The 22,187-nt window shown below is 56.1% G+C and carries 18 protein-coding genes and 1 tRNA gene; 12 read left to right on the top strand and 7 right to left on the bottom strand.

Features of this window, described 5'->3' with window-relative positions:
• Positions 1-9: 9 nt before the first annotated feature.
• On the bottom strand, positions 10-1,374 hold the full coding sequence (locus BJP61_RS04345; protein ID WP_038867764.1) for a 2-hydroxycarboxylate transporter family protein: 1,365 nt from the start codon (positions 1,372-1,374) through the stop codon (positions 10-12).
• 337 nt (positions 1,375-1,711) lie between these two features.
• Here BJP61_RS04345 and BJP61_RS04340 point away from each other — a divergent pair, with 337 nt between their 5' ends.
• Positions 1,712-3,346: a sensor histidine kinase gene (locus BJP61_RS04340; protein WP_171997878.1), complete on the top strand. Its 1,635-nt coding sequence runs from the start codon at positions 1,712-1,714 to the stop codon at positions 3,344-3,346.
• The gene (locus tag BJP61_RS04335; RefSeq protein WP_038867750.1) at positions 3,336-4,034 is read left to right on the top strand and encodes a response regulator; all 699 of its coding nucleotides are present in this window, start codon (positions 3,336-3,338) and stop codon (positions 4,032-4,034) included. The genes BJP61_RS04340 and BJP61_RS04335 overlap by 11 nt, the downstream gene beginning before the upstream one ends.
• A gap of 104 nt (positions 4,035-4,138) precedes the next feature.
• Here the strand turns inward: BJP61_RS04335 and BJP61_RS04330 are convergent, their stop codons facing one another.
• Positions 4,139-6,277: an ornithine decarboxylase gene (locus BJP61_RS04330; protein WP_075193817.1), complete on the bottom strand. Its 2,139-nt coding sequence runs from the start codon at positions 6,275-6,277 to the stop codon at positions 4,139-4,141.
• Between the two features lie 543 nt (positions 6,278-6,820).
• Between BJP61_RS04330 and BJP61_RS04325 the strand changes: the two genes are divergently transcribed.
• A complete protein-coding gene (locus BJP61_RS04325) occupies positions 6,821-7,540 on the top strand; it encodes a DUF554 domain-containing protein (protein ID WP_171997877.1) in 720 nt (239 codons plus the stop codon).
• A 112-nt stretch (positions 7,541-7,652) separates the two neighbouring features.
• A tRNA-Phe gene (locus BJP61_RS04320) sits at positions 7,653-7,728 on the top strand.
• 345 nt (positions 7,729-8,073) lie between these two features.
• Here BJP61_RS04320 and BJP61_RS04315 read toward each other — a convergent pair.
• Positions 8,074-8,913 carry an alpha/beta hydrolase gene (locus BJP61_RS04315; protein WP_171997876.1) on the bottom strand — a complete coding sequence of 280 codons (840 nt, stop codon included), beginning with the start codon at positions 8,911-8,913 and terminating at the stop codon, positions 8,074-8,076.
• Positions 8,914-9,107: 194 nt separating this feature from the next.
• Here BJP61_RS04315 and BJP61_RS04310 point away from each other — a divergent pair, with 194 nt between their 5' ends.
• Together BJP61_RS04310 and BJP61_RS04305 are read left to right on the top strand one after the other, a co-directional pair.
• Positions 9,108-12,227 (top strand): autotransporter outer membrane beta-barrel domain-containing protein, encoded by a 3,120-nt coding sequence (locus tag BJP61_RS04310; RefSeq protein WP_171997875.1) that lies wholly within the window; start codon positions 9,108-9,110, stop codon positions 12,225-12,227.
• 267 nt (positions 12,228-12,494) lie between these two features.
• Positions 12,495-13,112: a DUF2238 domain-containing protein gene (locus BJP61_RS04305; protein ID WP_171997874.1), complete on the top strand. Its 618-nt coding sequence runs from the start codon at positions 12,495-12,497 to the stop codon at positions 13,110-13,112.
• A gap of 41 nt (positions 13,113-13,153) precedes the next feature.
• Here the strand turns inward: BJP61_RS04305 and BJP61_RS04300 are convergent, their stop codons facing one another.
• On the bottom strand, positions 13,154-14,107 hold the full coding sequence (locus tag BJP61_RS04300; RefSeq protein ID WP_038867734.1) for a LacI family DNA-binding transcriptional regulator: 954 nt from the start codon (positions 14,105-14,107) through the stop codon (positions 13,154-13,156).
• A gap of 290 nt (positions 14,108-14,397) precedes the next feature.
• Here BJP61_RS04300 and BJP61_RS04295 point away from each other — a divergent pair, with 290 nt between their 5' ends.
• The 4 genes from BJP61_RS04295 to BJP61_RS04280 all read left to right on the top strand — a co-directional run bounded on the left by BJP61_RS04295 (position 14,398) and on the right by BJP61_RS04280 (position 18,024).
• On the top strand, positions 14,398-14,712 hold the full coding sequence (locus BJP61_RS04295; RefSeq protein ID WP_171997873.1) for a PTS sugar transporter subunit IIB: 315 nt from the start codon (positions 14,398-14,400) through the stop codon (positions 14,710-14,712).
• A gap of 16 nt (positions 14,713-14,728) precedes the next feature.
• Positions 14,729-16,054 (top strand): PTS transporter subunit EIIC, encoded by a 1,326-nt coding sequence (locus tag BJP61_RS04290; protein ID WP_038867727.1) that lies wholly within the window; start codon positions 14,729-14,731, stop codon positions 16,052-16,054.
• Positions 16,055-16,190: 136 nt separating this feature from the next.
• Positions 16,191-16,496, top strand: coding sequence for a PTS lactose/cellobiose transporter subunit IIA (locus BJP61_RS04285; RefSeq protein ID WP_038867722.1), 306 nt, complete (start codon positions 16,191-16,193; stop codon positions 16,494-16,496).
• 148 nt (positions 16,497-16,644) lie between these two features.
• Positions 16,645-18,024 carry a carbohydrate porin gene (locus tag BJP61_RS04280; RefSeq protein WP_038867719.1) on the top strand — a complete coding sequence of 460 codons (1,380 nt, stop codon included), beginning with the start codon at positions 16,645-16,647 and terminating at the stop codon, positions 18,022-18,024.
• Positions 18,025-18,120: 96 nt separating this feature from the next.
• Here the strand turns inward: BJP61_RS04280 and BJP61_RS04275 are convergent, their stop codons facing one another.
• Positions 18,121-19,251 carry a mechanosensitive ion channel family protein gene (locus BJP61_RS04275; protein ID WP_038867716.1) on the bottom strand — a complete coding sequence of 377 codons (1,131 nt, stop codon included), beginning with the start codon at positions 19,249-19,251 and terminating at the stop codon, positions 18,121-18,123.
• Between the two features lie 197 nt (positions 19,252-19,448).
• On the opposite strand from BJP61_RS04275, the gene BJP61_RS04270 reads away from it, so the two are divergent.
• Positions 19,449-20,489, top strand: coding sequence for an aldo/keto reductase (locus tag BJP61_RS04270; protein WP_038867713.1), 1,041 nt, complete (start codon positions 19,449-19,451; stop codon positions 20,487-20,489).
• A 66-nt stretch (positions 20,490-20,555) separates the two neighbouring features.
• Here the strand turns inward: BJP61_RS04270 and BJP61_RS04265 are convergent, their stop codons facing one another.
• Positions 20,556-21,053 (bottom strand): TIGR00645 family protein, encoded by a 498-nt coding sequence (locus BJP61_RS04265; protein WP_038868356.1) that lies wholly within the window; start codon positions 21,051-21,053, stop codon positions 20,556-20,558.
• 121 nt (positions 21,054-21,174) lie between these two features.
• Positions 21,175-21,675 (bottom strand): hypothetical protein, encoded by a 501-nt coding sequence (locus BJP61_RS04260; protein WP_038867709.1) that lies wholly within the window; start codon positions 21,673-21,675, stop codon positions 21,175-21,177.
• A gap of 105 nt (positions 21,676-21,780) precedes the next feature.
• Between BJP61_RS04260 and BJP61_RS04255 the strand changes: the two genes are divergently transcribed.
• Positions 21,781-22,182, top strand: a complete 402-nt coding sequence (locus BJP61_RS04255; protein WP_171997872.1) for a hypothetical protein — start codon at positions 21,781-21,783, stop codon at positions 22,180-22,182.
• Positions 22,183-22,187 lie beyond the last annotated feature (5 nt).

Raw genomic sequence — 22,187 nt, 5'->3', positions numbered from 1 at the left:
TCCTGATGATTAAACGAGAAAATTGCCCAGCACCAGCAGGGAGAGCGAGACGTTAATCGCGCCGCCGATGCGGGTGGCAATCTGAGCGAAAGGCATTAAGGTCATGCGGTTGCCCGCGGTGAGAATGGCGACATCGCCGGTGCCGCCCTGCCCGCTCTGGCAGCAGGAGACGATGGCGACATCAATCGGATGCATGCCGATTTTCTTGCCGACGAAAAAGCCCGTCGCCACCAGCGCCGACACGGTGCTGACAATCACCAGCAGGTTATTGAGCGTAAAGGCGTGCATCAGCTCTTCCCACGGGGTGATGGCCACGCCGACGGCGAAGAGGATTGGGTAGGTCACCGAGGTCTGGAAGAATTTGTAGACCACCTGCGAGCCTTCCAGCAGGCGGGGAGAGACGCCGTGCACCAGCTTGATAAAGACGGCGATAAACAGCATGCCAACTGGCGCGGGCAGGCCAATTACCTTATGGCCGAGCATACCGAGCATATAGAGCAGGACCGCCAGCAGCGCGCCGGAGGCGATAGTGGTAACGTCCGCCTTGCCGCTAAAGGCGGTGGTCAGCGTCTGGGTCTGCGGTTTGTCGCCGCGATCCGGCATCAGTTCGCCTTCGCCGGTCAGGTGCGGATAGCGTTTGCCGAGCTGGTTCAGGCAACCGGCAATAATGATGGCAGTGAGGCTGCCGAGCATGACGATAGGCAGCACGCGGCCCAGCGCCACGCCCTGATCCATATGCAGCAGCGTCGCGTAACCGATGGAAAGCGGGATAGCCCCTTCGCCCACCCCGCCCGCCATGATAGGCAGGATCAGAAAGAAGAAGATCTGGAATGGCTCCATGCCGAGCGCGATACCAACGCCCATTCCCACCAGCATCCCGACAACCTCACCGCACAGCATCGGGAAGAAAATACGCAGAAAACCCTGGATTAGCGTGGTGCGGTTCATGCTCATGATGCTGCCGACGATAATGCAGCAGATATAGAGATAGAGAATGTTGGTGGATTTGTAGAATTTGGTGGTCGACTCCACCACCACATCCGGCAGCCAGCCGTAATAGACCAGCGCGGAAGGAATGAACGTCGCGCAGATAGCCGCCGCGCCCATTTTGCCTATCACCGGCAGGCGTTTACCGAACTCGCCGCAGGCGAAGCCGAAGAACGCCAGCGTGGCGACCATGACCACGATATCGCTCGGCAGCTTGCCGCCCAGGCAATCAATGGCGATAAGCGCGCCCGAGAGGACAAACAGCGGCAATGGAATAATCCCGATTTTCCAGGAATCCATGATATGCCACCACTTTTCTTTCAGGGATACTGGCTTCGCCGCAGACGGGTTATGGGGTACAACGTAAGAATCATCGGTTGTGCTCATTTAATTAAGCTCCGTAGTTATATTTCCCGTTTAGCCTAAAAGAGCTTACCCTTACAATTTGTGAGGAAGGCCGAATTGGCACCGGTAATTTAATGGCGCCTATGGTGTTTATGGTTTTAATTAACACGATGTGATCGGCTCGTAATTTACGGCCGTGGTTTTTATGGCGTTAATTCTGAACGCGCTATTTTCTGCGTAAAACACTAACGCTGCTAAGCAGTTACCGCCATGCGGCATGCCCTGTGGAGGGGATCACAAGTTTCCGCTGCCGCCCCGGTAAGCCGCTGAAAAAATGGTACAGTTATCTATTGTTTGCATGCCGGCGCGTCAATATCCAATGAAGCTTTCCTTTCGTATAAAGTTATTTATTCATCTCATCATATTCTTCTCCGTATTGTTTACGGCACTCGGCGTTTATTATTATCTTGACGTCAGCCGCCAGCTTTATCAGGAGATGAGCAGCCGCGCGAGAATACAGGCGGAAGAGATTTCTCTTATCCCTTCATTACGTGAAGCCGTAAGACAACGCAATATTTCGGCGATTAATACCTTTATGACAGGCATGGCGCGCCACAGCGACGCCAGCTTTATGGTTATTGGCGATAAGAAAGGTCTGCACCTGTTTCATTCCGTGTTTCATGACCGCATCGGCATGCCGCTTATTGGCGGCGATAACCAGGAGGTTCTGGAAGGAAAAACCATTACCAGCATTCGCCGGGGCGGGCTTGGGGTGTCGCTGCGCAGCAAAGCGCCGATTTTTGACGAGCAGGGCAAGGTCATTGGCATTGTGTCAGTCGGCTATCTGACCAGCTATCTCGATACGATTACGCTCGGCAAAGTGGTGAATATCCTCATTGGCGCGCTATTACTGCTGCTGGCGCTGTTTATCTTTTCGTGGTTCTTCACCCGCAGCATTAAAAAACAGATGTTTTTTCTGGAGCCGCGGGAAATCGGATTGCTGGTGCGCCAGCAAAAAGCGCTGATGGAGTCTATCTATGAAGGCGTTATCGCCATCGACGAGCATTCGCGCATCGCGGTTATCAACCGCGCCGCCAAGCGGCTGCTGGGGTTGAATGTATCGTCACGCGCGCTGCGCGGACAGCCGCTGGAGGCGGTGATTAACCCGGTCGCTTTTTTCTCGCCGCGGGTGATGCTGGAAAACGACACGCATGATGAGATTTGCGTGTTTAACCATGTCACAGTGATCGCAAGCCGGGTGCGTATTTTGCTGGAAGGCGAGCTCCAGGGCTGGGTTATCACCTTTCGCGACCGCAAGGATATCGACAGCCTGAGCGTGCAGCTAAGCCAGGTGAAGCGCTACGCGGATAACCTGCGCATTCTGCGCCACGAGCAGCTAAACCGGATGTCGACGCTCGCCGGGCTGCTGCATCTGGGCCATTACGACCAGGCGCTGGGCTATATTCAGGCCCAGACCGAACACACTCAGGAACTCCTCGATTTTATCTCCGGGCGGTTTCACTCCCCCACACTCTGCGGGTTGCTTATTGGCAAATGTGCCAGAGCGCGGGAAAAAGGCGTGACGCTGACTTTCGACCCGGCCTGCGAAATGACGCGCGCGTTCCGGGGGCTTGGCGAGGCGGAGCTGATTTCCGTCATCGGCAATCTGCTGGATAACGCGATTGAGGCCACCCAGCGCGCCGAAGGGCCGCACGATCCGGTTGAGGTGCTGATCCGCCTGAACGAACGGGAGTTGATCATCGAAGTCGCGGATCGCGGCGTGGGGATCGTTCCCGCGCTTCGCGACAGGATCTTCGATCCGGGTTTTACCACCAAGCGCCGCGGCGATCATGGGATCGGCCTGCACCTTATCGCCAGCTATGTGAAGCTTGCCGGCGGCACGCTGGAAGTATCAGCCAATACGCCGCGCGGCACGATTTTCTCACTTTTTATTCCTGACGCGCCCGACGTTTGTCCGGCCCAACCGCAGGGAGAACCTGACTATGCCACCTGAGATGACTGACGTACTGATTGTGGAAGATGAAAACCAGCTGGCGGCGTTGCATGCCGAAATGGTGAAGCAGCACCCGCATTTGCGGCTGGTGGGCATGGCGGCGACGCTTGCCGACGCCGAGCGGCAGATCCGCGACAAGCGCCCGCATCTGGTACTGCTGGATAACTATCTGCCGGACGGCAAAGGCATTACGCTGACCGAGAGCCTGACGCTCAAGAACAGCGCCTGTTCGGTGATTTTTATTACCGCCGCGAGCGATATGGATACCTGTAGCCAGGCGATACGCAACGGCGCGTTCGATTATTTATTAAAGCCGGTGTCGTGGAAGCGCCTGAGCCATTCGCTGGAGCGCTTTGTGCAGTTTCGCGAGCAGCAGCGCGTGTGGAAAATTGTCGATCAACAGAACGTCGATTCGCTCTATCAGTTGCAGGCGCGCAGCTTCCGGCCAGACTCCGGTGCGAAGGGAATTGAAGAGAATACGCTGACCCTGGTGCAGCGACTCTTTACCGAACGCGGCGAACAGATTTTTTCGGTCGATGATGTGGTCAGCGCGACGGGCTTAAGCAAAACCACCACGCGGCGGTATCTGGAGCATTGCGTGGAGAGCGGTTTTCTGAGGGTGGAGATGCTGTACGGCAGGATTGGGCATCCGCGACGGCTGTACCGTCGGGCGGATGAAACCGCGTGATTTAACGGCGGGCGCGCCGCGCTTACCCGCCCTGCCATTCGGGCATCGCGCTAAAGGCAGGGCGGGTAAGTAACGCGCCCGCCCACATGAACCTGCTATACACCTTATTCGCGCAACATATACCCGTATAACCGCTTGATGCCGTCCGGATCGGTCTGGCTGTAAACCCCCTGTAACTCCGGCGAAAAGCCCGGCAGCAGGTTCACACCCTCTTCCAGCGCCAGGAAATAGCGCAGCGCCGCGCCACCCCACACTTCGCCTGGCACGACGCATAACACGCCCGGCGGATACGGCAGCGCGCCTTCCGCCGCCACGCGCCCTTCGGCCTCGCTGAGGCGCACCAGCTCCACATTGCCGCGAATATACTCCACGTTCGCCTGCTGCGGATTCATCACGACCGGCGGCAACCCGGCTTTGCGGAACATCTCGCGCTGCAACGCCTTCACGTTAAAGCTCACATACAGGTTATGCATCTCCTGACAGAGCTGGCGCAGCGTGTAGCCTTTGTAGCGCACCGGGTATTTCTGACAGATAGTTGGCAGCACGTCGGCAAGCGGCGTGTCGTCTTCGATATGCTGTTCAAAGCGCGCCAGCATCGCCACCAGATTCGCCATCTTCTCTGCGCTCTCGGCAGGCGTGAGCAGAAACAGGATCGAGTTGAGATCCGCCTTTTCCGGCACGATGCCGTTTTCTCGCAGATAATGCGCGAGGATAGCCGCCGGAACGCCGAAATCGCTGTACTCGCCCGTTTCAGCATCGATGCCGGGCGTGGTCAGCAGCAGCTTGCAGGGGTCGACGAAATATTGCTCGCGCGCATAACCTGCGAAACCGTGCCACGCGGCGCCTGGCTCAAAGCTGAAAAAGCGCCGCTCGCGGGCGATCGCCTCAGTCGGGTGATCCTGCCACGGCCGTCCGGCCACGCTGTCTGGTATAAACGGTTTGATCATCCGGCAGTTGGCGATGATCGCTTTGCGCGCCTCGATGCCAAGCTCCACGCAGTCGGCCCAGAGCCGCTTGCCGCTCTCCCCTTCGTGGATTTTCGCGTTGACGTCCAGCGCCGCGAACAGCGGATAAAAGGGGCTGGTGGAGGCGTGCAGCATAAACGCGTTATTGAGCCGCTTGTGCGGACAAAAGCGCGCCTGACCGCGGATATGGTTATCTTTTTTGTGGATTTGCGAAGTCTGCGAGAACCCGGCCTGCTGCTTGTGCACCGACTGGGTGACGAAAATCCCGGGGTCGTTTTCAGTAAGCTCCAGCAGCAGCGGCGAGCAGTCGGCCATCATTGGGATAAACTGCTCATAGCCGACCCAGGCGGAATCAAACAGGATGTAGTCGCACAGGTGACCAATTTTATCCACCACCTGGCGGGCGTTATAAACGGTACCGTCATAGGTGCCAAGCTGAATGACGGCCAGGCGGAACGGGCGCGCCTCCTGCGCCCGCGACGGCGCCACTTCGGCTATCAGCGCGCGCAGATAAGCTTCTTCAAAACAGCGCTCGTCGATACCGCCGATAAAACCGAACGGGTTGCGCGCCGCTTCAAGATAGACCGGCGTCGCGCCCGCCTGAATCAGCGCGCCGTGATGGTTGGATTTGTGGTTATTGCGATCGAACAGTACCAGGTCGCCCTGGGTCAGCAGCGCATTGGTAACGACTTTATTCGCCGCCGAGGTGCCGTTGAGCACGAAATAGGTTTTGTCCGCGTGAAACACCTTCGCGGCGAATTTCTGCGCATGCTTGGCGGAGCCTTCGTGGATCAACAAATCGCCCAGTTTGACGTCAGCGTTGCACATATCGGCGCGAAAGACGTTTTCGCCGAAGAAATCGTAAAACTGCCTGCCCGCCGGATGCTTTCTGAAAAATTCGCCATGCTGGTGGCCAGGGCACGCAAAGGTGCTGTTTTGCATCTCCACATACTGCGTGAGCGTGTCGAAAAACGGCGGCAGCAGGTTCTCTTCATAAGCAAGCGCCGCGGTTTCGAGCGCCAGAAACCCCTGCGCGCTGCCCGTGAGCGTGCCGCTGACAGGCAGCGCGCAGGTTTCGCCATCCTTGAGAAAAACAAACACCGGCAGGTTGAACCCGGTACGTTTGAGCAGCGCAAGGATACCGCTGCGGGTATCAGCCACGCTGAGCACGACGGCGGCGACATCAGTAAAGTCGGTGCTGTCGAGCGCGACCACATCGCGGGAGGTCGAAAGCAGAGGAGCCACGGCGTGGCTGGCGGCAATTTTTAACGATTTCATAAGCACAAAAACCCTGAGTGTCGGTGTAAGCGCCTTCGGGCACGGCAACGGGACAGGATCCCGGCGAAATAATGATGGTCTGACTGGTAACCAGCTCCGACCGCGAGACATCAGTAAAAGCAGACCACGCCTGGTTTTACTGTTGTCCTGCAGTGAGCGTGCGGTCGCCTCACCGCATGGTGGGCACAGGGAAGTATGGCGGACAGACGTGACGGGCGCGCGGCATTGCGTAATGTCGCGAAGAAATGACGGCTGATAACAAACGCGCGGTCATAGCGGCACACCCTGTCTGATGGAGAAAAGTCGCGCAATCATGTCACCTTACGCCCGCAGGGGCAAGACGGCGCGGTTAAAAAGTGATTTTCTAAGCACTCGATTAACTGTGTTATTTTTATATTTCATTGATTTTTATATTAGAAAATAAAACCATAAAATAAGTAATCATCATATTCGCATAAGCATGCTCAACGCGGCGGCGCTTTCGCCCACCCGACAACGGGCCTATGCTGACAGAGCGACGACAACCTTTAGCAGGAGCACAATGTGGTAACCGGACCTTTTATTAATGCGGCGGCTGTATTGCTGGGCGGGCTGCTCGGCGCGGCGTTAAGCCAGCGTCTGCCTGATCGGCTGCGCAGCTCAATGCCGTCTATTTTCGGGCTGGCGTCGCTTGGCATCGGCATTTTACTGGTGATGAAATGCGTGAACCTGCCGGTGATGGTGCTCTCAACGCTGCTTGGCGCGCTGATTGGCGAGCTCTGCTACCTCGAAAAAGGCATCGGTAACCTGGTGCATGGCCTGCATGGGCTGGCGCGTCGGTTACGGCCCGCGACAAACGCGCGTCCGGCGCAGGACAATTTTGTGCAGAGCTTCGTCGCCATTATTGTGCTGTTCTGCGCAAGCGGCACCGGCGTGTTCGGCGCGATGCGCGAAGGCATGACGGGCGATAACAGTGTGCTTATCGCGAAAGCGTTTCTCGATTTCTTTACCGCCACGATTTTCGCTACCACCCTTGGCGCCGCCGTGGCGGCGATTTCCGTCCCGATGCTGCTGATTCAGTTGACTCTCGCCGCGGGCGCAGTGTTTATCCTGCCGCTCACCACGCCCGCGATGATGGGCGATTTCACCGCGACGGGCGGCCTGCTGCTGCTGGCGACGGGCCTGCGCATCTGCGGCATTAAGATGTTTGCCGTGGTCAACATGTTGCCCGCGCTGCTGCTTTCGATGCCGCTTTCGGCCCTCTGGACGCATTTCTTCGCGTAACGCGGCAAAATGGCTATTTCGCGAGCAAAGTGGCGCAGGAATGGGCGGGCGGCGCAGAATTCACGGAATTTCGTTGACGCCGCCAGATGAATCGGGTTTAATGCGCCCCGTTGCCCGGATAGCTCAGTCGGTAGAGCAGGGGATTGAAAATCCCCGTGTCCTTGGTTCGATTCCGAGTCCGGGCACCACTTATTCAAAAAAACCAGCCTGCGGGCTGGTTTTTTGCTTTTGGGGATCCGGACTCTTCATCGAACGTCGTTCGATTCACTCGTCGCATCCCTGCGACTCGCCCTGCGGGCAGCGCGGCGCGCTGTGCAAAAACGCTCCCGGCGTTTTTGTCCGGGTCCGGGCACCACTCATTCAGAGAACCCGCCCAAAAGGCGGGTTTTTGCTTTTAGAGATCCGGACTCTTCATCGAATGTCGTTCGATTCACTCGTCACATCCCTGCGACTCGCCGGTGATAATGTCAGGGGGTGGTATGACATATCCGACTCCCTCTCCCGGCCTCTTTCGCACGCCTTATTGGCTTTTCTCACTTGCAAACCGGCGTTTTCGAAAGCAAGTCTGGCCACAGCGCTGCCCAGTCCGAACCATGGTTCATGCCTGGCATGACCTCAACCTGCGCGCAGCGCCCGCCTGTCGCTTGTTGAAAACGCGCCGCGACAGCGGGCGGCACCGTGTCGTCATCCGCGCCGCTGAAATGCCTCTGCGGCAGGTTCGCAAGCGCCGGTGCCACGTCTTTCGCGCTTTGCGCATCCGGCATGGCGGAAACGCGGTGCAGCGCGTTCACATACGCGACATCCAGATTCCCCGCCACCGTGCGCAGCGAAACCACATCCGTGCGCCTGGCCGCAAGCAGCGCGGCGATGTTGCCACCGCCGGAATAGCCTGTCAGCTCAATGCGGGCCTGCGGGTAGCGTTGCATTACCTGGCTTAATGCCTCATCCATCGTCTGAATCACGTAAGAGGAGAAGCGTTGATCGGTCCAGAGATGAACGTTACAGGCGGGCGGTAACGGCGGGCCGATAAACTGACACGGGCGCGCCATATACAAGACGTTCGCCGACGGATCGGCCGCTGCCAGCTTCAGCCCCTGAGGGTTATGCGGCGTCGGGGCGTCGGAGGGGCGAGTACGGCTCACCCACGCAAACCCGTCACCCTCGATGTAAACGCGCAAACGCGTGACCGGCGGCGTTATGCGCTGCCAGGTGCGAAGAGATATCCCACCCGCAACAATCTCTTCACTGATTAAACCGCCGCGTGTTGCCTGCGCTTGTGCGCTTTCACGAAAATTTTCACTGGCGCATCCCGCTAACAATAAAATCATACTAATCAATAATACGCGTGCAGACATCAGGTCTTTCTTAGGCATTTTTATTGTCCAGCAGAATTTTATTTAACCGAAACTATAAAGTATCGCGCGGCCTGCGCCGAAAATCGTTAAGCCTTGCTTATCGTTTTCTTTGCAAACGCCTCGTTTATCGCAACGGAATGTAAGCAGACGAATTTGAACATAACACATTGGCTTCTTTCGTTAATCACAAGCGCGATAACGCACGGTACATCATGAAGAAATCACGGTTTAACCAGCAGGGAACATGGCTGGTAGCGTTAACCTCTGCCCAGGGACTGCTGGCACCTTATGCCTTTGCGGTTTCGGCCGACTATGTCATTTCCAGCCCGCAATTTAACGTTCAGATCCCTGCTGAATCTGAGACGGTACGCGTCACGAATGAAGGGAGCGCCACGGGTGACGGGGCCGCAGGGCTGGATGTCAGCCAGCAAGCTAACCTCAATTCACTGGTTAACGACGGCTCGATTTCGGCGATTAACGGCGAACTCGGCAATATTTCCCTTCACGCTCTGCAAAACCAGGGAACCGTTAGCACGATTAATAATACCGGCAGCATTAAAGTCACGGGCGACAGCGGTAATTACTCAAGCAGCGCCATTAACCTGACGAGCACCAGCCATGTTGGCACGCTAACCAACAGCGGCACGATTGCCGGCCCGCAATCCACCACGTATTACAGCAATACTGATTACACCAACTTTGGCGGCGGTATTACTAACAGCGGCGCGATAGGCACCCTTAATAACCTTTCAGCAGGCGTGATCAGTGGCCAAACCGGCGTGAATAACAGCGGGACTATCGACCTGCTGGAAAACGCGGGCGTTATTAACTCGATTATCAGCAATACCAATGGCTATTATTATAACAGCGGCGCGATATATAACTCCGGCACCATTAATACGTTGCATAACACGGGCACCATCGCTAGCACCAATAACAACACCTCTCATTATAATGATTCCGCTATTTTTAATAACAGCACAGGCGTCATTAAATCATTAATCAACGACGGTAAACTTTCCAGCGCCTATTTCGGTGTGTATAACGTCGGTCAGATAGAGAAGCTGGTTAATAACGGCGATATCACTGGCTCTGTGGTAGGGGTTTTCAACCGTAACTATACCAACACTGTGGTTTCCGCCGGCACCATTATTAATAACGGCACCATCAGCGGCAATTATGGTGTTTATACTTCGAATTATAATACTCAAGCGGCAGCCACGTCGTTGATTAATAACGGCGCCATTACCGGTAACTACTACGGTATTTATATCGATGGCAGCAACGGCGCTAAAAATGCCATTATCAATAACGGCACGATTACCAGCAATAACGCGATTTACATCCGGGGCACCACTGAATCTACACTGACTATCACCAACAGCGGCATCATTGAAGGCAATATTACGTCCAACAACGGCGCGGCGCTGGAATTTATCGGCGGTACGGATAAGCAGGGCGTTCTTACGGGGGCTCGCATCGTCAGCGACGACGAAACTGTTTCCGGCACTAACGGCATCGGTACGATTGCCAGCAACGGTGACGTTATCTTCCGCTCCGGCGCGATGCTGCTGAATGACAACATCAATATTGCCACTCTCAAGACAAACAGCCTCTCAGGCGATGAGAGCAGCGCCACCGCTGGCACCGTGATTAACGATGCGGCGCAGCTACAGGTTAACGCTCCGATCGCTATCAGCGGCAACTATCATCAAAACGCGGGCGCGACGCTTATCCTCGGCGTGAGCAATACCGCGTCCGCCAGCGGCGATATCGCCCAGGACACCGGCTATGGCCGCCTGAACGTCACAGGCACCGCCACCGTGGATCAAGGCTCCACCGTGTCGCTTGCCCGTACCGGCAACACCTATAAGTTCGCGCCCGGCCAGCGTTATGTCGTTATCAACGCCAACAGCAACGGCACTAACTATAACGCGGACAAACTGACGTATAAGGCTGTGGGTTATACCGGCCAGGTTACAGGTTCAACTTATGTTGACGAGACCAACAGCGCGCTGGTCGTCAGGCTAGAAAAAGCGCCGACGCCGCCTTTGCCAGAAACGCCAACCGCACCGGGTAAACCTGCGACGCCAGAAACGCCAACCGCGCCTGGTAAACCTGCAACGCCCGGAACGCCAACCGCGCCAGTTAAGCCGCCAGTCGTCGTAAAACCGCCTGTGTCGCCGGTGACCGGGCCTGAGCGGGCCACCACGTCGAACGCGACGTCGTCGCTGAATGGCCTCGCCAGTTACTCCGGCATCGCGCCGCAACTGCTTGAGCTTTATAACGCGTCGCTGGCGATTGAAGGCACGAAAGAAGCCAACCGCGTGGGCGAGCGTCTTTCTACCAGCCAGAACATCAATGTCAGCACGGCGAGCGGCGTGGCGACATCCACCGCAATGGGTGTCGTCGGCAACCATCTGGATACCATCCGCAGTCCGCAAACGGCGGGCCTGAGCGGCGTGTCAACCGGTGACGGCTACAGCGACTGGATAGTCTGGGCGCAACCGTACGGCGGCTATACCCGCCAGGACAGCACCCGCGAAGTGAGCGGTTACAGTGCGAAATTCGGCGGCCTGCTGTTTGGCGCAGACCGTACCGTCGCAGAAGACTGGCGCGTGGGTGCGGCGCTGAACTACAGCAACACCTCCGTACACGGTAAAGACAACCTGACCGGCAACAACTCAACCGCGAATAACTATGGTGTGATTGGCTATGCCGGCTACGCTGGCGACCCGTGGTTTGTGAACCTGTCCGCCGCGCTGACCCGTCAGAACTACGACACGGTGCGTCGCGCAGAATTTACCGGCTTCTCCGGCGCGGCAAACGGCAAGTTCAACGGCCAGTCCGTGACCCTGCAAAGCGAATTCGGCTACCCGTTCACGCTGCCTGCTGAGGTTGTTCTCACGCCGATGGCTGGCCTGACTTACGGTTATCAGCACGTTGATGGCTATAAAGAGAGCGGCGGCAACGGCATGGCGCTGGAGGTGGGCTCATCGCACACGCAATCGGTCACAAGCGATCTTGGCGCGCGCATTGAGAAAGGCTTCGACACCGGTCTTGGCCGCCTGACGCCGTTCGCGCAGGTCTCCTGGATCCACCAGTACGACAACCGCCGGGCAAGTAACACCGCGACCTACGCCGCCGATACCATTGGCGAGACGCAGTTCACCACCAAAGGTGCCGCGCCGGTTAAGGATATGGCGGGTCTGTCAGTCGGCAGCACGCTGTTTAACGCCAGCGACCTGAGCGTTGACGCGCGTTATGACCTCCAGGCTGCCGAGCGTTACCAGGCGCACACCTTCAGCCTGCGCCTGAACAAATCGTTCTGAGCATTACCCTGAAAACTCACGGGGCCACGCGGCCCCGTTTTTTATTTCAGGCGTACCACATCCCCCCTCTCCCGTCTCGCGATACGCCCTCTCCTCTGCGGCCCGATCCCACGCGGCACGCGTTTCATCATGAGCCCGGCCGTAATCCATCTAAAATGAATAAGATAACGTTTGTGGCATTGTGCCTGGCGCCGCCAGGTGGCCGCGCGGCGCAGTATCAATGCTTTTGGTTTACGCTTTTCACCTGGCTTTTGTGAAGGATCGCTGATGAAAACCTCTCGTCCCTTTTATCTCACCGCAGGCGTTGCGCTGCTGGCGCTGTTGCTGGTCATCACCGCGCTGACCACCGGGCGCAGGCTGACCTGGCTTATGGAAGTAATGCCGGTACTTATCGTGGCGCCGGTGTTATGGGTCACCGCGAAGCGCTATCCGCTGACGCCGCTGCTATATGCGCTGATTTTTATAGGCTGCGCGTCGCTTATCGTCGGTGGGATGTATTCCTATGCGCGCGTACCCGTCGGGTTTGCGGTGCAGGAGTGGTTCGGACTCTCGCGCAACCCTTACGACCGCTTCGGGCATGTATTGCAGGGGCTGGTTATCTCGATGGCGGCGCGGGAAGTGCTGGCGCGCGGCGGCTACCGGCTCGGCGCGAAAATGCTGGCGTGTCTGGTCTGCTGCGTGACGCTTGCCATCAGCGCGTTTTATGAATTGATTGAGTGGTGGGTGGCGCTGGCGCTCGGCAAAGACGCCGATGATTTCCTCGGCACCCAGGGCGATGAATGGGATACGCAGGCGGATATGCTCTGCGCGCTGGTGGGCGCGTTTATTTCGGTGTTCGTGCTGGGGCGCTGGCATACGCGCCAGCTGCGGCGCTTTTTGCGCTAATGCCGCCATTAAAAAAGCCGCCCGCAGGCGGCTTTTTATTTTTAGCGTTTATGCATTTCCGGCAGGAATAAGTCGCCGCGCAGCACGCCGCTGCCCAGCACATCCTGCGTTTTCTCATTCAGCCAGCCGACAATACGCGCGGCCATCACATCCATCGAATATTCGATAGCCGGGATTGTCGGGATACCAGGCATATGCAGCGTGCCCGCCAGGCTGAAGACCATGATTTCGTCCGGCACCGATTTGTTGAATGCCTGAAGCTGCGGGATCACCCGCTGCGCCTCCTGATCGTCTGCCACCAGCAGCGCATTGAAGTTCACCGTCGTGGCATTATTCAGCAGCTCCTGCAACGCCACCGACGAGGAGGTGGCGTCCATAAATACCAGATTGCGGTTAAAAGGCAGGAAATTGCGCTCCAGCGCCAGCTTATAGCCGAGCAGCACCTGATCGGCGAAGCCGTTGCCGTGCGGATAGATAAGCGCAATCTGGCGGCGGCTCTGGCGAATCAGATAATTACAGGCGGTTTCCACAGCGAACGCGTGGTCGTACTGGAGACTGGGGGCGTTTTCGCTCTCCATACAGTCCACCAGAATGACATTTTCCTGCGTGATGTTTAACGGAAACCGCGCGCCGATAATAAGCACGTCGTCGCACAGGCCGCTGGTGAGTTCGTCGAGCGCCTGCATCACTTCAGGTTTGCTGTTGGCGAAGCGCAGCAGCAGGTGTTTCTGATGCTGGCTGAGCTGTTTTTCCAGCGCGTAGAGGTAGCCGGTGGTCTGGTTAATATTATCCTGCGCGCAAATCACGCCAATGCAGCCGGTGCTCTGGCTCAGCAGCGACTGGGCGATGACGTTAGGCCGGTAGTTGAGTTCATCCACCGCCTTCAGCACCGCCTGACGGCTGGCTTCCTTCACGCCGCGCGATCCGCTCAACACCCGTGACACCGTGGCTTTCGACACCCCGGCCAAACGCGATACGTCGTTGATTGTTGACATCTTTTTCCCCTGACAGAAACCTGGCTTTCTGCGTCAAACTTTCATCAAAAATTGTTCAGATGATAACCGGCTGAAGTATATCCGTTTCCCGAAATCATGGAAACCGATTTTCCATTTCGTATCCGTGCTACCCATTCCGCGTGAAAAGCTGTGATGCAAATCCAATTAATCCGCGCGATAAGCGGGAGATCTTGATAGGGCTCACAGTTCCATTTTTTATAAATGGAAATCGGTTTCCATATCCTATCCAATCATCTCCGCAATAAGTTTTTACATTTAAGGATGAGGTCATGTACAAGATTATGCTGTGTTGCTCTGCGGGGATGTCCACCAGTCTGCTGGTGAGGAAAATGGTAGACGCGGCGGAAGAACGGGATCTTCCGGTGCAGATCGAAGCCTGGGGCGTGGCCGAATTTGATACGCAGTTTCCAAAGTATCAGGTGGTGCTGCTCGGGCCGCAAGTGAAGTATATGTTACCGACGCTGTCGCAAAAGGCTGCCGCTCACGGCATTCCCGTGCAGGCCATCGATATGATGGATTACGGAATGCAGCGTGGCGACAAAGTGCTGAACTACGCGCTCTCGCTCATCGAAGCGGCGCATTAGAAACAGGATCTCGCCCATGAGTTCTTTATATCAGTCGATGATTGCCGTCATTGAACAGACGATCACCCCGCTCGCCGGCAAGCTCGGCCAGCAGAAATACGTTATCGCCATTCGCGACGGCTTCACCGCGGCGCTGCCGTTTATGATTATCGGCTCGTTTATGCTGGTGTTTATCTTCCCGCCATTCTCCGCCGATACCACGGTCGGCTTCGCCCGCGCCTGGCTCGATTTCTCCGAGACTTACCGCGAGCAACTGATGCTGCCGTTTAACCTCAGCATGGGCGTGATGACCTTTTTTATCGCGGTCGGGATCGGCGCAAGTCTGGGACGGCAGTTCCAGCTTGACCCGGTGATGTCCGGCCTGCTGGCTTTTATGGCGTTTTTGCTGGTCGCCGCGCCCTATTCCGACGGCAAAATCTCTACGCAATATCTCTCCGGCCAGGGCATTTTTACGGCGCTTATCACCGCCATTTACTCTACCCGCGTGTACGCCTGGCTGAAGCAGCATAAAGTGACGATCCGGCTGCCGAAAGAAGTGCCGACCGGCGTGGCGCGCTCTTTTGAAATCCTCATCCCGGTGATGGCGGTCATGGGCACGCTGCACCCGCTGAACCTGTTTATCGAAGCGCAAACCGGCATGATTATGCCGCAGGCGATTATGCATCTGCTGGAGCCGCTGGTTTCCGCCTCGGATTCCCTGCCCGCGGTGTTGCTCTCGGTACTGCTGTGCCAGATTTTCTGGTTCGCCGGCATCCACGGCTCGCTCATCGTCACTGGCATTATGAACCCGTTCTGGATGGCGAACCTCTCCGCCAACCAGGCTGCGCTCGCCGCGGGCGCCGCGCTGCCGCACACCTATCTGCAGGGCTTCTGGGATCACTATCTGCTGATTGGCGGCGTCGGCTCTACCCTGCCGCTGGCGTTCCTGCTGCTGAAAAGTCGCGTCACGCACCTGCGCACTATCGGCAAGATGGGCGTCGTACCGAGCTTCTTTAATATTAACGAGCCGATTCTGTTTGGCGCGCCCATCATCATGAACCCGATGATGTTCCTCCCGTTCGTCTGCGTGCCGCTGGTGAACGCCGTGCTCGCCTGGACCGCCACGCGTCTGGGCCTGATTGAACAGGTGGTGTCGCTCACGCCCTGGACGACGCCTGCGCCCATCGGCGCCTCCTGGGCCGCCAACTGGGCCTTCGCCCCGGTGGTGATGTGCCTTCTCTGCATGGTGATGTCAGCGCTGATTTACCTGCCGTTCCTGCGCGCCTATGAGCGTTCACTGATTAAAACCGAAGAGCTGAAGGCCCGTAACGCCGCGCCGACGGCGCAAACCGTCACCGGATAATTACCGTCGCGCTACGGACAGCGCGTCTGAATAACGGTGTCGGGAATTGTCACCCGAAATAAACGCGTGGCGTATTACGCCATGCGGGGGCGGCTGCGCCCCTGTTATTTCCATTTAACAGAAAGAGTAATAAAGAATGATTGCACTGGAAGAAGCGGTAATGGAAATCATCGTTAATGCGGGGCAGTCGCGCAGCCTCTGTTTTGAAGCGCTGCACGCCGCCCGCGCGGGAAATTTCACCGAAGCGCAACAGCTCCTGCGCGAGGCCGACGGCTACGCCCGTCAGGCGCACCAGATGCAGACGAAGCTGATTGAGCAGGACGCGGGTGAAGGCCGCCAGCCGATGACGTTAATTATGGTGCACGCGCAGGATCATTTAATGAATTCCCTGCTCGCGCGCGAATTTTCTGAAGAGCTGATGCATTTATATCAGCGTCAGTAAAAACCATTCCTCCGGAATAATTTCCGGATTGCGATAAATAGCTGTACCCGAAACGACGTAAATAGTTTTCCCGATGATAGCGCATAAATTCTGGCCCGCCAGAAGGGGAAACTGTTGTCTTAATAATAGTGACGATAAAGAGATAATTATGACTACGTTAAAAAAACTTCCATTAACCATGGCGGTTATCGCCGCGCTTTGCCCGCTGTCTGTGCTCGCTCAGGAATACACGCAGGAACAAATCGACGCCATGGTGGCAAAAGCGGTGGACAAAGCTCTGGCCGAACGTCAGGCGAAAATCGACGCCGCGATGAACAAGAAAGCGGATGTCATCACCGAACCGCAATCCGCGGCCCAGACGCCGGACCTGGCGATTCCGTTCGGTGTGAAATTCACCGGCTACGCCCGTTACGGCGCGCATTATCAGAGCGGCGACCAGAAGTTTATTGCGGTCGACGGCTCTTATAACGGCGCCTCCGCCATTGGCCGACTTGGTAACGAAGGCAACGGCGGCGAATTCCAGCTATCCAAAGCGTTTAAGGGCAGCAATGGCGCTATCTGGGACGTCAACGTGATGTTTGACCACTGGGGCGACGAAGTGAACCTGAAAAAAGCCTACGCGGGCGTAACGAATCTGCTCGATTCCAACCCGAACGCCTATTTCTGGGCTGGCCGTGATTTCCACCAGCGTCCGCAACAGGGCATCAACGACTACTTCTGGATGAACCACGACGGCCAGGGCGCCGGGGTGAAAAACTTCGATCTCGGCGGCGTGCAGCTCGATCTGGCCGTGGTCGCCGCCGTGGAATCCTGTAGCCCGGAAGTGATGGAAGATGAAGCGAACCCGTCGCGCATCACCTGTACCGGCGGTTCCGGCACCGGCGATAAAGGCAACTACGCCGCCACGTCGAAACTGCACGGCATGAAAATTGGCCCGCTCGATCTGGAGCTGTATGCCAACTACGGCTTTGACTCCAAAGCGGTGGACCGCGACGAACGCCTGAAAGCCTGGCAGGGCGGCGCGGTGCTGAGCCACACCACCGACAGCGGCGTAAACAAGCTTATCGCCCGCTACTCTGATAACTCAGACAACAGCGTGTATAACAAAACCGACGATCTGACTGCCGTTTATGCGAGCTTCGAAGGGCTGCATAAGTTCACGCAGCAGGCGCAGATAGAATATCTGCTGGCGTTCCATGACTACGATAACGACGCCGACAACCGCGATAATCGCCGCAACTACAACGCGATTGTGCGCCCGATGTATTTCTGGAACGACGTTCACTCCACCTGGCTGGAAGCGGGCTGGCAGCGCGTCGATTATAAAGAAGGCGGCGACAATGACGGCTGGAAAGTGACGCTCTCGCAGAATATGTCTATCGCGATGGGGCCGGAATTCCGCCCGATGCTGCGTTTCTACGTGACCGGCGGCGAAGTGGATAACAAACGCACCGCGCGCGTGAACAATACCGAAGAATCACAGCTCGATTCGCTCAACATCGGCGCTATGTGGGAAGCCTGGTGGTAAGGCGACCACCGCGCGGCGCTGACGTGCGGCACGTATAAAAAACCCGCCGCCGGAAAACCGGGGCGGGTTTTAGCGCCTCTGTGCGCAGGTAAACCGTTACGCCGGGCTTGCCGCCTGCGGCGAGTCGTCCTGTGGTTTACCGTCCTGAGTCTTTTCTTCCTCTGGCGCGTCAGGCTGAATAATCACGCGGCTTGGCAGCGCCAGACGCACGCCAAGCTCCTGCAACCCTTCCATAATGCGCAGGTTAATCTCCTGCTGCAGATCCATGTACTGGTTGTAATCCGCCGTATTGAGAATATGCACCACTTCATAGGTCAGGCGATCCTGATCGAACGTCGCGAAATGCGCGCGGTCGAAGCGGGTTTCGCCATATTGCTCAATGATCGATTTCACCATCGGGCCGATTTTGCGCAGTTTCTCTGGCGGCGTGGCAAGCGAGACGCCGAACGTAAATACGATGCGGCGGGTCTGCATGCGTTTGTAGTTATGGATAGTCTGCTGAAGCAGAATGGCGTTGGCACAGACGATCTGCTCGCCGCTTAAGCTGCGGATACGCGTGGTTTTGAGTCCAATATGCTCGATAGTGCCGGACACATCGTTAAACACCACGAAATCGCCAATCTCAAACGGTTTATCGAAACCAATCGAGAGCGAGGCGAAGACGTCGCTTAACACCGTCTGTACCGCCAGCGCGATGGCGATACCGCCAACCCCAAGGCTCGCCACCAGCGCGGTGATATTGACGCCGGCGTTGGCAAGAATCGACAGCAGCATCACCGCCCAAATCAGCGCGCGGATCATCAGCCCAAGAATAATCGTCGTCACCGGATTGCGGTGCGCGCCGGGGCGCATCAGTGAATGACGCAGCCACGACTGCACCGCCTGATCGAACCACAGCGCGATTTGCAACGCCAGCACCAGGAACCAGGCGTGGGAAATCGTGCTGTGCAGACGGTCAGGCAGGCTGACGAACTGCAGGCTGAACAGGAACGCCGCAAATAAAATCAGGATCCGCCGCGTCTTTTTCAGCACATCGAGAAAGACTTTATACGCGGTGCTGTTGTTATGCTCTTCCGCCCAGCGGGCGATCCGCTTGTGCAGCAGCGCCAGGATTTTATTCACGACCCAGTAGGTGATGGCGGTAACCGCCAGGACCAGCAAGACATTTCCCCAGAACGTTAACGAGGTCATCAGCCGCAAAAAATTGGTGTGCAGAATGTACTCCATTCATCCTCCGTGGTTGGCAGCCCTAAAGTGAAATCTGAGTATAGACCATCGCTAAGGACGCTCTTTTCATAGGGTTATGCACGGGCAGATGACAAATTGATGAATACCGCGCGCCGCGTTTTCACTTGTCGGCACGCCGGGGTACGTTAATATAGAAACGGCGTTTCAGATTATGAAAATAACAGACAGGAGAAACCATGCCGTACCTTGCCAACCCCGCCCGTTACGAACAGATGGAATATCGCTTCTGCGGCCGCAGCGGTCTGCGCCTGCCGGCGCTCTCGCTCGGCCTGTGGCACAGCTTCGGCCATGTCGCCGCTCTGGAGTCGCAGCGCGAACTGCTGCGCAAAGCGTTTGACCTCGGCATTACGCATTTTGATCTCGCTAATAACTACGGGCCGCCGCCGGGCAGCGCCGAAGAGAACTTTGGCCGCCTGCTCAAAACCGATTTCGCGCCCTATCGCGACGAGCTGATTATCTCCACGAAAGCGGGTTACGACATGTGGCCAGGCCCCTACGGCAGCGGCGGTTCACGCAAATATCTGCTGGCGAGTCTCGATCAGAGCCTGACGCGTATGGGGCTGGATTACGTCGATATTTTCTATTCGCACCGCGTTGATGAAAACACGCCGATGGAAGAGACCGCCGCCGCGCTGGCTCAGGCGGTACAGAGCGGCAAAGCGCTCTATGTCGGCATTTCGTCCTATTCGCCAGAGCGCACCGAAAAAATGGCGCAGCTACTGCGCGAGTGGAAAATCCCGCTGTTAATCCATCAGCCGTCTTATAACCTGCTAAACCGCTGGGTCGATAAAAGCGGCCTGCTGGACACGCTTGAGCAGAACGGCGTCGGCTGTATCGCCTTTACGCCGCTGGCGCAGGGGCTGCTGACCGGCAAATACCTCAACGGTATTCCGGAAGGCTCGCGTATGCAGCGTGAAGGGAAAAAGGTGCGCGGCCTGACGGAAAATATGCTGACCGAGGCGAATCTCAATAGCCTGAAGCTGTTAAACGAGATGGCGCAAAGCCGCGGACAGAGCATGGCGCAGATGGCGCTAAGCTGGCTGCTTAAAGATAATCGCGTGACGTCAGTGTTAATTGGCGCGAGCCGCCCGCAGCAACTGGAAGAGAACGTGCAGGCGCTGGCGAATACCCATTTTACGCCGCAGGAGCTGGAGACGATTGATAAACATGTCGCCGATGGCGAACTGAATCTCTGGCAGGCGTCGTCCGACAAATAATAAAAAGCCCCTTCATCGGAAGGGGCGCATTCTTGCACAGCGTCTGACGGTGCGTACCGTTGGGAATTATTTGTGCTCGTTGCGGGAGATTTTATCCAGATACCCCATCACGAACGCTGACAGCACAAACGTGAGGTGGATTATCACATACCACATCAGCTTATTATCCGGCACGTTTTTCGCGTCCATAAAGACGCGTAACAGGTGAATCGAAGAGATAGCGACAATCGACGCCGCGACTTTATTTTTCAGCGAACTGGCATCCATTTTCCCAAGCCAGCTCAGCTTTTCCTTACCTTCGTGAATATCGAGCTGGGAGACAAAGTTTTCATAGCCGGAAAACATCACCATCACCAGCAGCCCGCCGACCAGCGTCATATCCACCAGCGACAGTAACAGCAGAATAAGATCCGCTTCAGCTATCGATAAAATGTTCGGCAGAACGTGGAAGATTTCCTGGAAGAATTTGACGGTGAGCGCCAGCAGAGCCAGCGACAGCCCAAAGTAAACCGGGGCCAGCAGCCAGCGCGAAGCGTACATTGCGTTTTCGATAAAGCGTTCCATAGCGTCCTGAAAAATAGCCATAATGGCTTTTCAGTATAACGCACAGACGTTACTGTCTGGCAACCACCCCGCCAGCCGCGCGTAACAACCGCAAACAAAAGATAAACACGCAGACAGGCGGTTACACCTGAGTGATGTCGACCTGCGGACGCTGATATTCCGGCCAGACGATGGCCACCAGTTGCGGGTACGCCTCCTGACTGAATTCATGGAAGCAGTGGCGCAGGTTGAGGACTTCGATATCAGAGAAAGTGACTAACTCGCCGTTCAGACAGCGTTTTTTTAAATTATCGTAATATTTATAAACCGCGGAATTAAGATTACTGCAACGGCGCTGCGCCTCAAATAAACCTGGCGTCGCGTTCAGCTCTTCAAATGTCATTTTTTTAATAGTGGCATTAGTAAAATCAATATATTCATGATTAACGCGCCAGTACCACAACGGCGTAATTGCGTTAAGGAGCGCAGAGAAATGGTCTTCACCCTCTTCTTTGTTGCGCGGCGGCATGGGCTCTGCGCCAGAGCCGTTTTCTGGTTTATTGCCACCATTTTCTTTCATAAAGAAAAGCACGCCGCTTAAAAGTAGCAGCAAGGTAATGACAGAATAAAAAATACTGTTCATGCGCAGGCTCCGTTTTTTTTGATTTTAATTTTACGGCATGTTATTGTCAACGAAAACCATCCAGCCTATTTCTTTATCCTTCTGATATAAAAGGAAATAACATCAATGTTGCCCGACAATCTTGTGCCGGCGCGTTATCGTATTCCCACACCAGACAGCCAACCCTCCGGCGAACAAAATAGCGAAAATTTAACTCAGGGAAAGCCAAAGCTCGAAGAATATGAAACCGACATATTGAGTGGCAAATCTCTGGCGGGTCAGAGCGGCAACGTACTGCTTGAAGAACGCGACCGTCATATTAAAGCACGCCTGCTGAGTGTGGTTAAAATTGAGGCTTACACTAAAGTCCTGAATAAACTGGTCGAAGATAATGCTATTAGCGCTGAAGAATTGGCAGAACTGATCGCCACCAAAACCGCGCAGATTAATGAGGCGGGTAATAAAATTTGGCTTAATCTCATTACCCAGGAAAAAGACGCCCCTGTTTTTTATAAGTTCGAGGATTAACTGGC

It is taken from the genome of Cronobacter sp. JZ38 (assembly GCF_008932145.1).
GTDB classification, from domain to species: domain Bacteria; phylum Pseudomonadota; class Gammaproteobacteria; order Enterobacterales; family Enterobacteriaceae; genus Cronobacter; species Cronobacter muytjensii.
The sequence above is the reverse complement of the archived record's forward strand: the minus strand, read 5'-3'. Positions and strand labels throughout refer to the sequence as shown.

Excerpts from the sequence above, each read along its gene's own strand:
- BJP61_RS04300 (WP_038867734.1), bottom strand. The coding sequence starts at position 14,107 with ATGTCAACAATCAACGACGTATCGCGTTTGGCCGGGGTGTCGAAAGCC.
- BJP61_RS04330 (WP_075193817.1), bottom strand. The coding sequence starts at position 6,277 with ATGAAATCGTTAAAAATTGCCGCCAGCCACGCCGTGGCTCCTCTGCTT.
- BJP61_RS04345 (WP_038867764.1), bottom strand. The coding sequence starts at position 1,374 with ATGAGCACAACCGATGATTCTTACGTTGTACCCCATAACCCGTCTGCG.
- BJP61_RS04255 (WP_171997872.1), top strand. The coding sequence starts at position 21,781 with ATGTTGCCCGACAATCTTGTGCCGGCGCGTTATCGTATTCCCACACCA.
- BJP61_RS04310 (WP_171997875.1), top strand. The coding sequence starts at position 9,108 with ATGAAGAAATCACGGTTTAACCAGCAGGGAACATGGCTGGTAGCGTTA.
- BJP61_RS04285 (WP_038867722.1), top strand. The coding sequence starts at position 16,191 with ATGATTGCACTGGAAGAAGCGGTAATGGAAATCATCGTTAATGCGGGG.
- BJP61_RS04280 (WP_038867719.1), top strand. The coding sequence starts at position 16,645 with ATGACTACGTTAAAAAAACTTCCATTAACCATGGCGGTTATCGCCGCG.
- BJP61_RS04270 (WP_038867713.1), top strand. The coding sequence starts at position 19,449 with ATGCCGTACCTTGCCAACCCCGCCCGTTACGAACAGATGGAATATCGC.
- BJP61_RS04265 (WP_038868356.1), bottom strand. The coding sequence starts at position 21,053 with ATGGAACGCTTTATCGAAAACGCAATGTACGCTTCGCGCTGGCTGCTG.
- BJP61_RS04305 (WP_171997874.1), top strand. The coding sequence starts at position 12,495 with ATGAAAACCTCTCGTCCCTTTTATCTCACCGCAGGCGTTGCGCTGCTG.
- BJP61_RS04260 (WP_038867709.1), bottom strand. The coding sequence starts at position 21,675 with ATGAACAGTATTTTTTATTCTGTCATTACCTTGCTGCTACTTTTAAGC.
- BJP61_RS04290 (WP_038867727.1), top strand. The coding sequence starts at position 14,729 with ATGAGTTCTTTATATCAGTCGATGATTGCCGTCATTGAACAGACGATC.
- BJP61_RS04295 (WP_171997873.1), top strand. The coding sequence starts at position 14,398 with ATGTACAAGATTATGCTGTGTTGCTCTGCGGGGATGTCCACCAGTCTG.
- BJP61_RS04315 (WP_171997876.1), bottom strand. The coding sequence starts at position 8,913 with ATGCCTAAGAAAGACCTGATGTCTGCACGCGTATTATTGATTAGTATG.
- BJP61_RS04340 (WP_171997878.1), top strand. The coding sequence starts at position 1,712 with ATGAAGCTTTCCTTTCGTATAAAGTTATTTATTCATCTCATCATATTC.
- BJP61_RS04275 (WP_038867716.1), bottom strand. The coding sequence starts at position 19,251 with ATGGAGTACATTCTGCACACCAATTTTTTGCGGCTGATGACCTCGTTA.
- BJP61_RS04335 (WP_038867750.1), top strand. The coding sequence starts at position 3,336 with ATGCCACCTGAGATGACTGACGTACTGATTGTGGAAGATGAAAACCAG.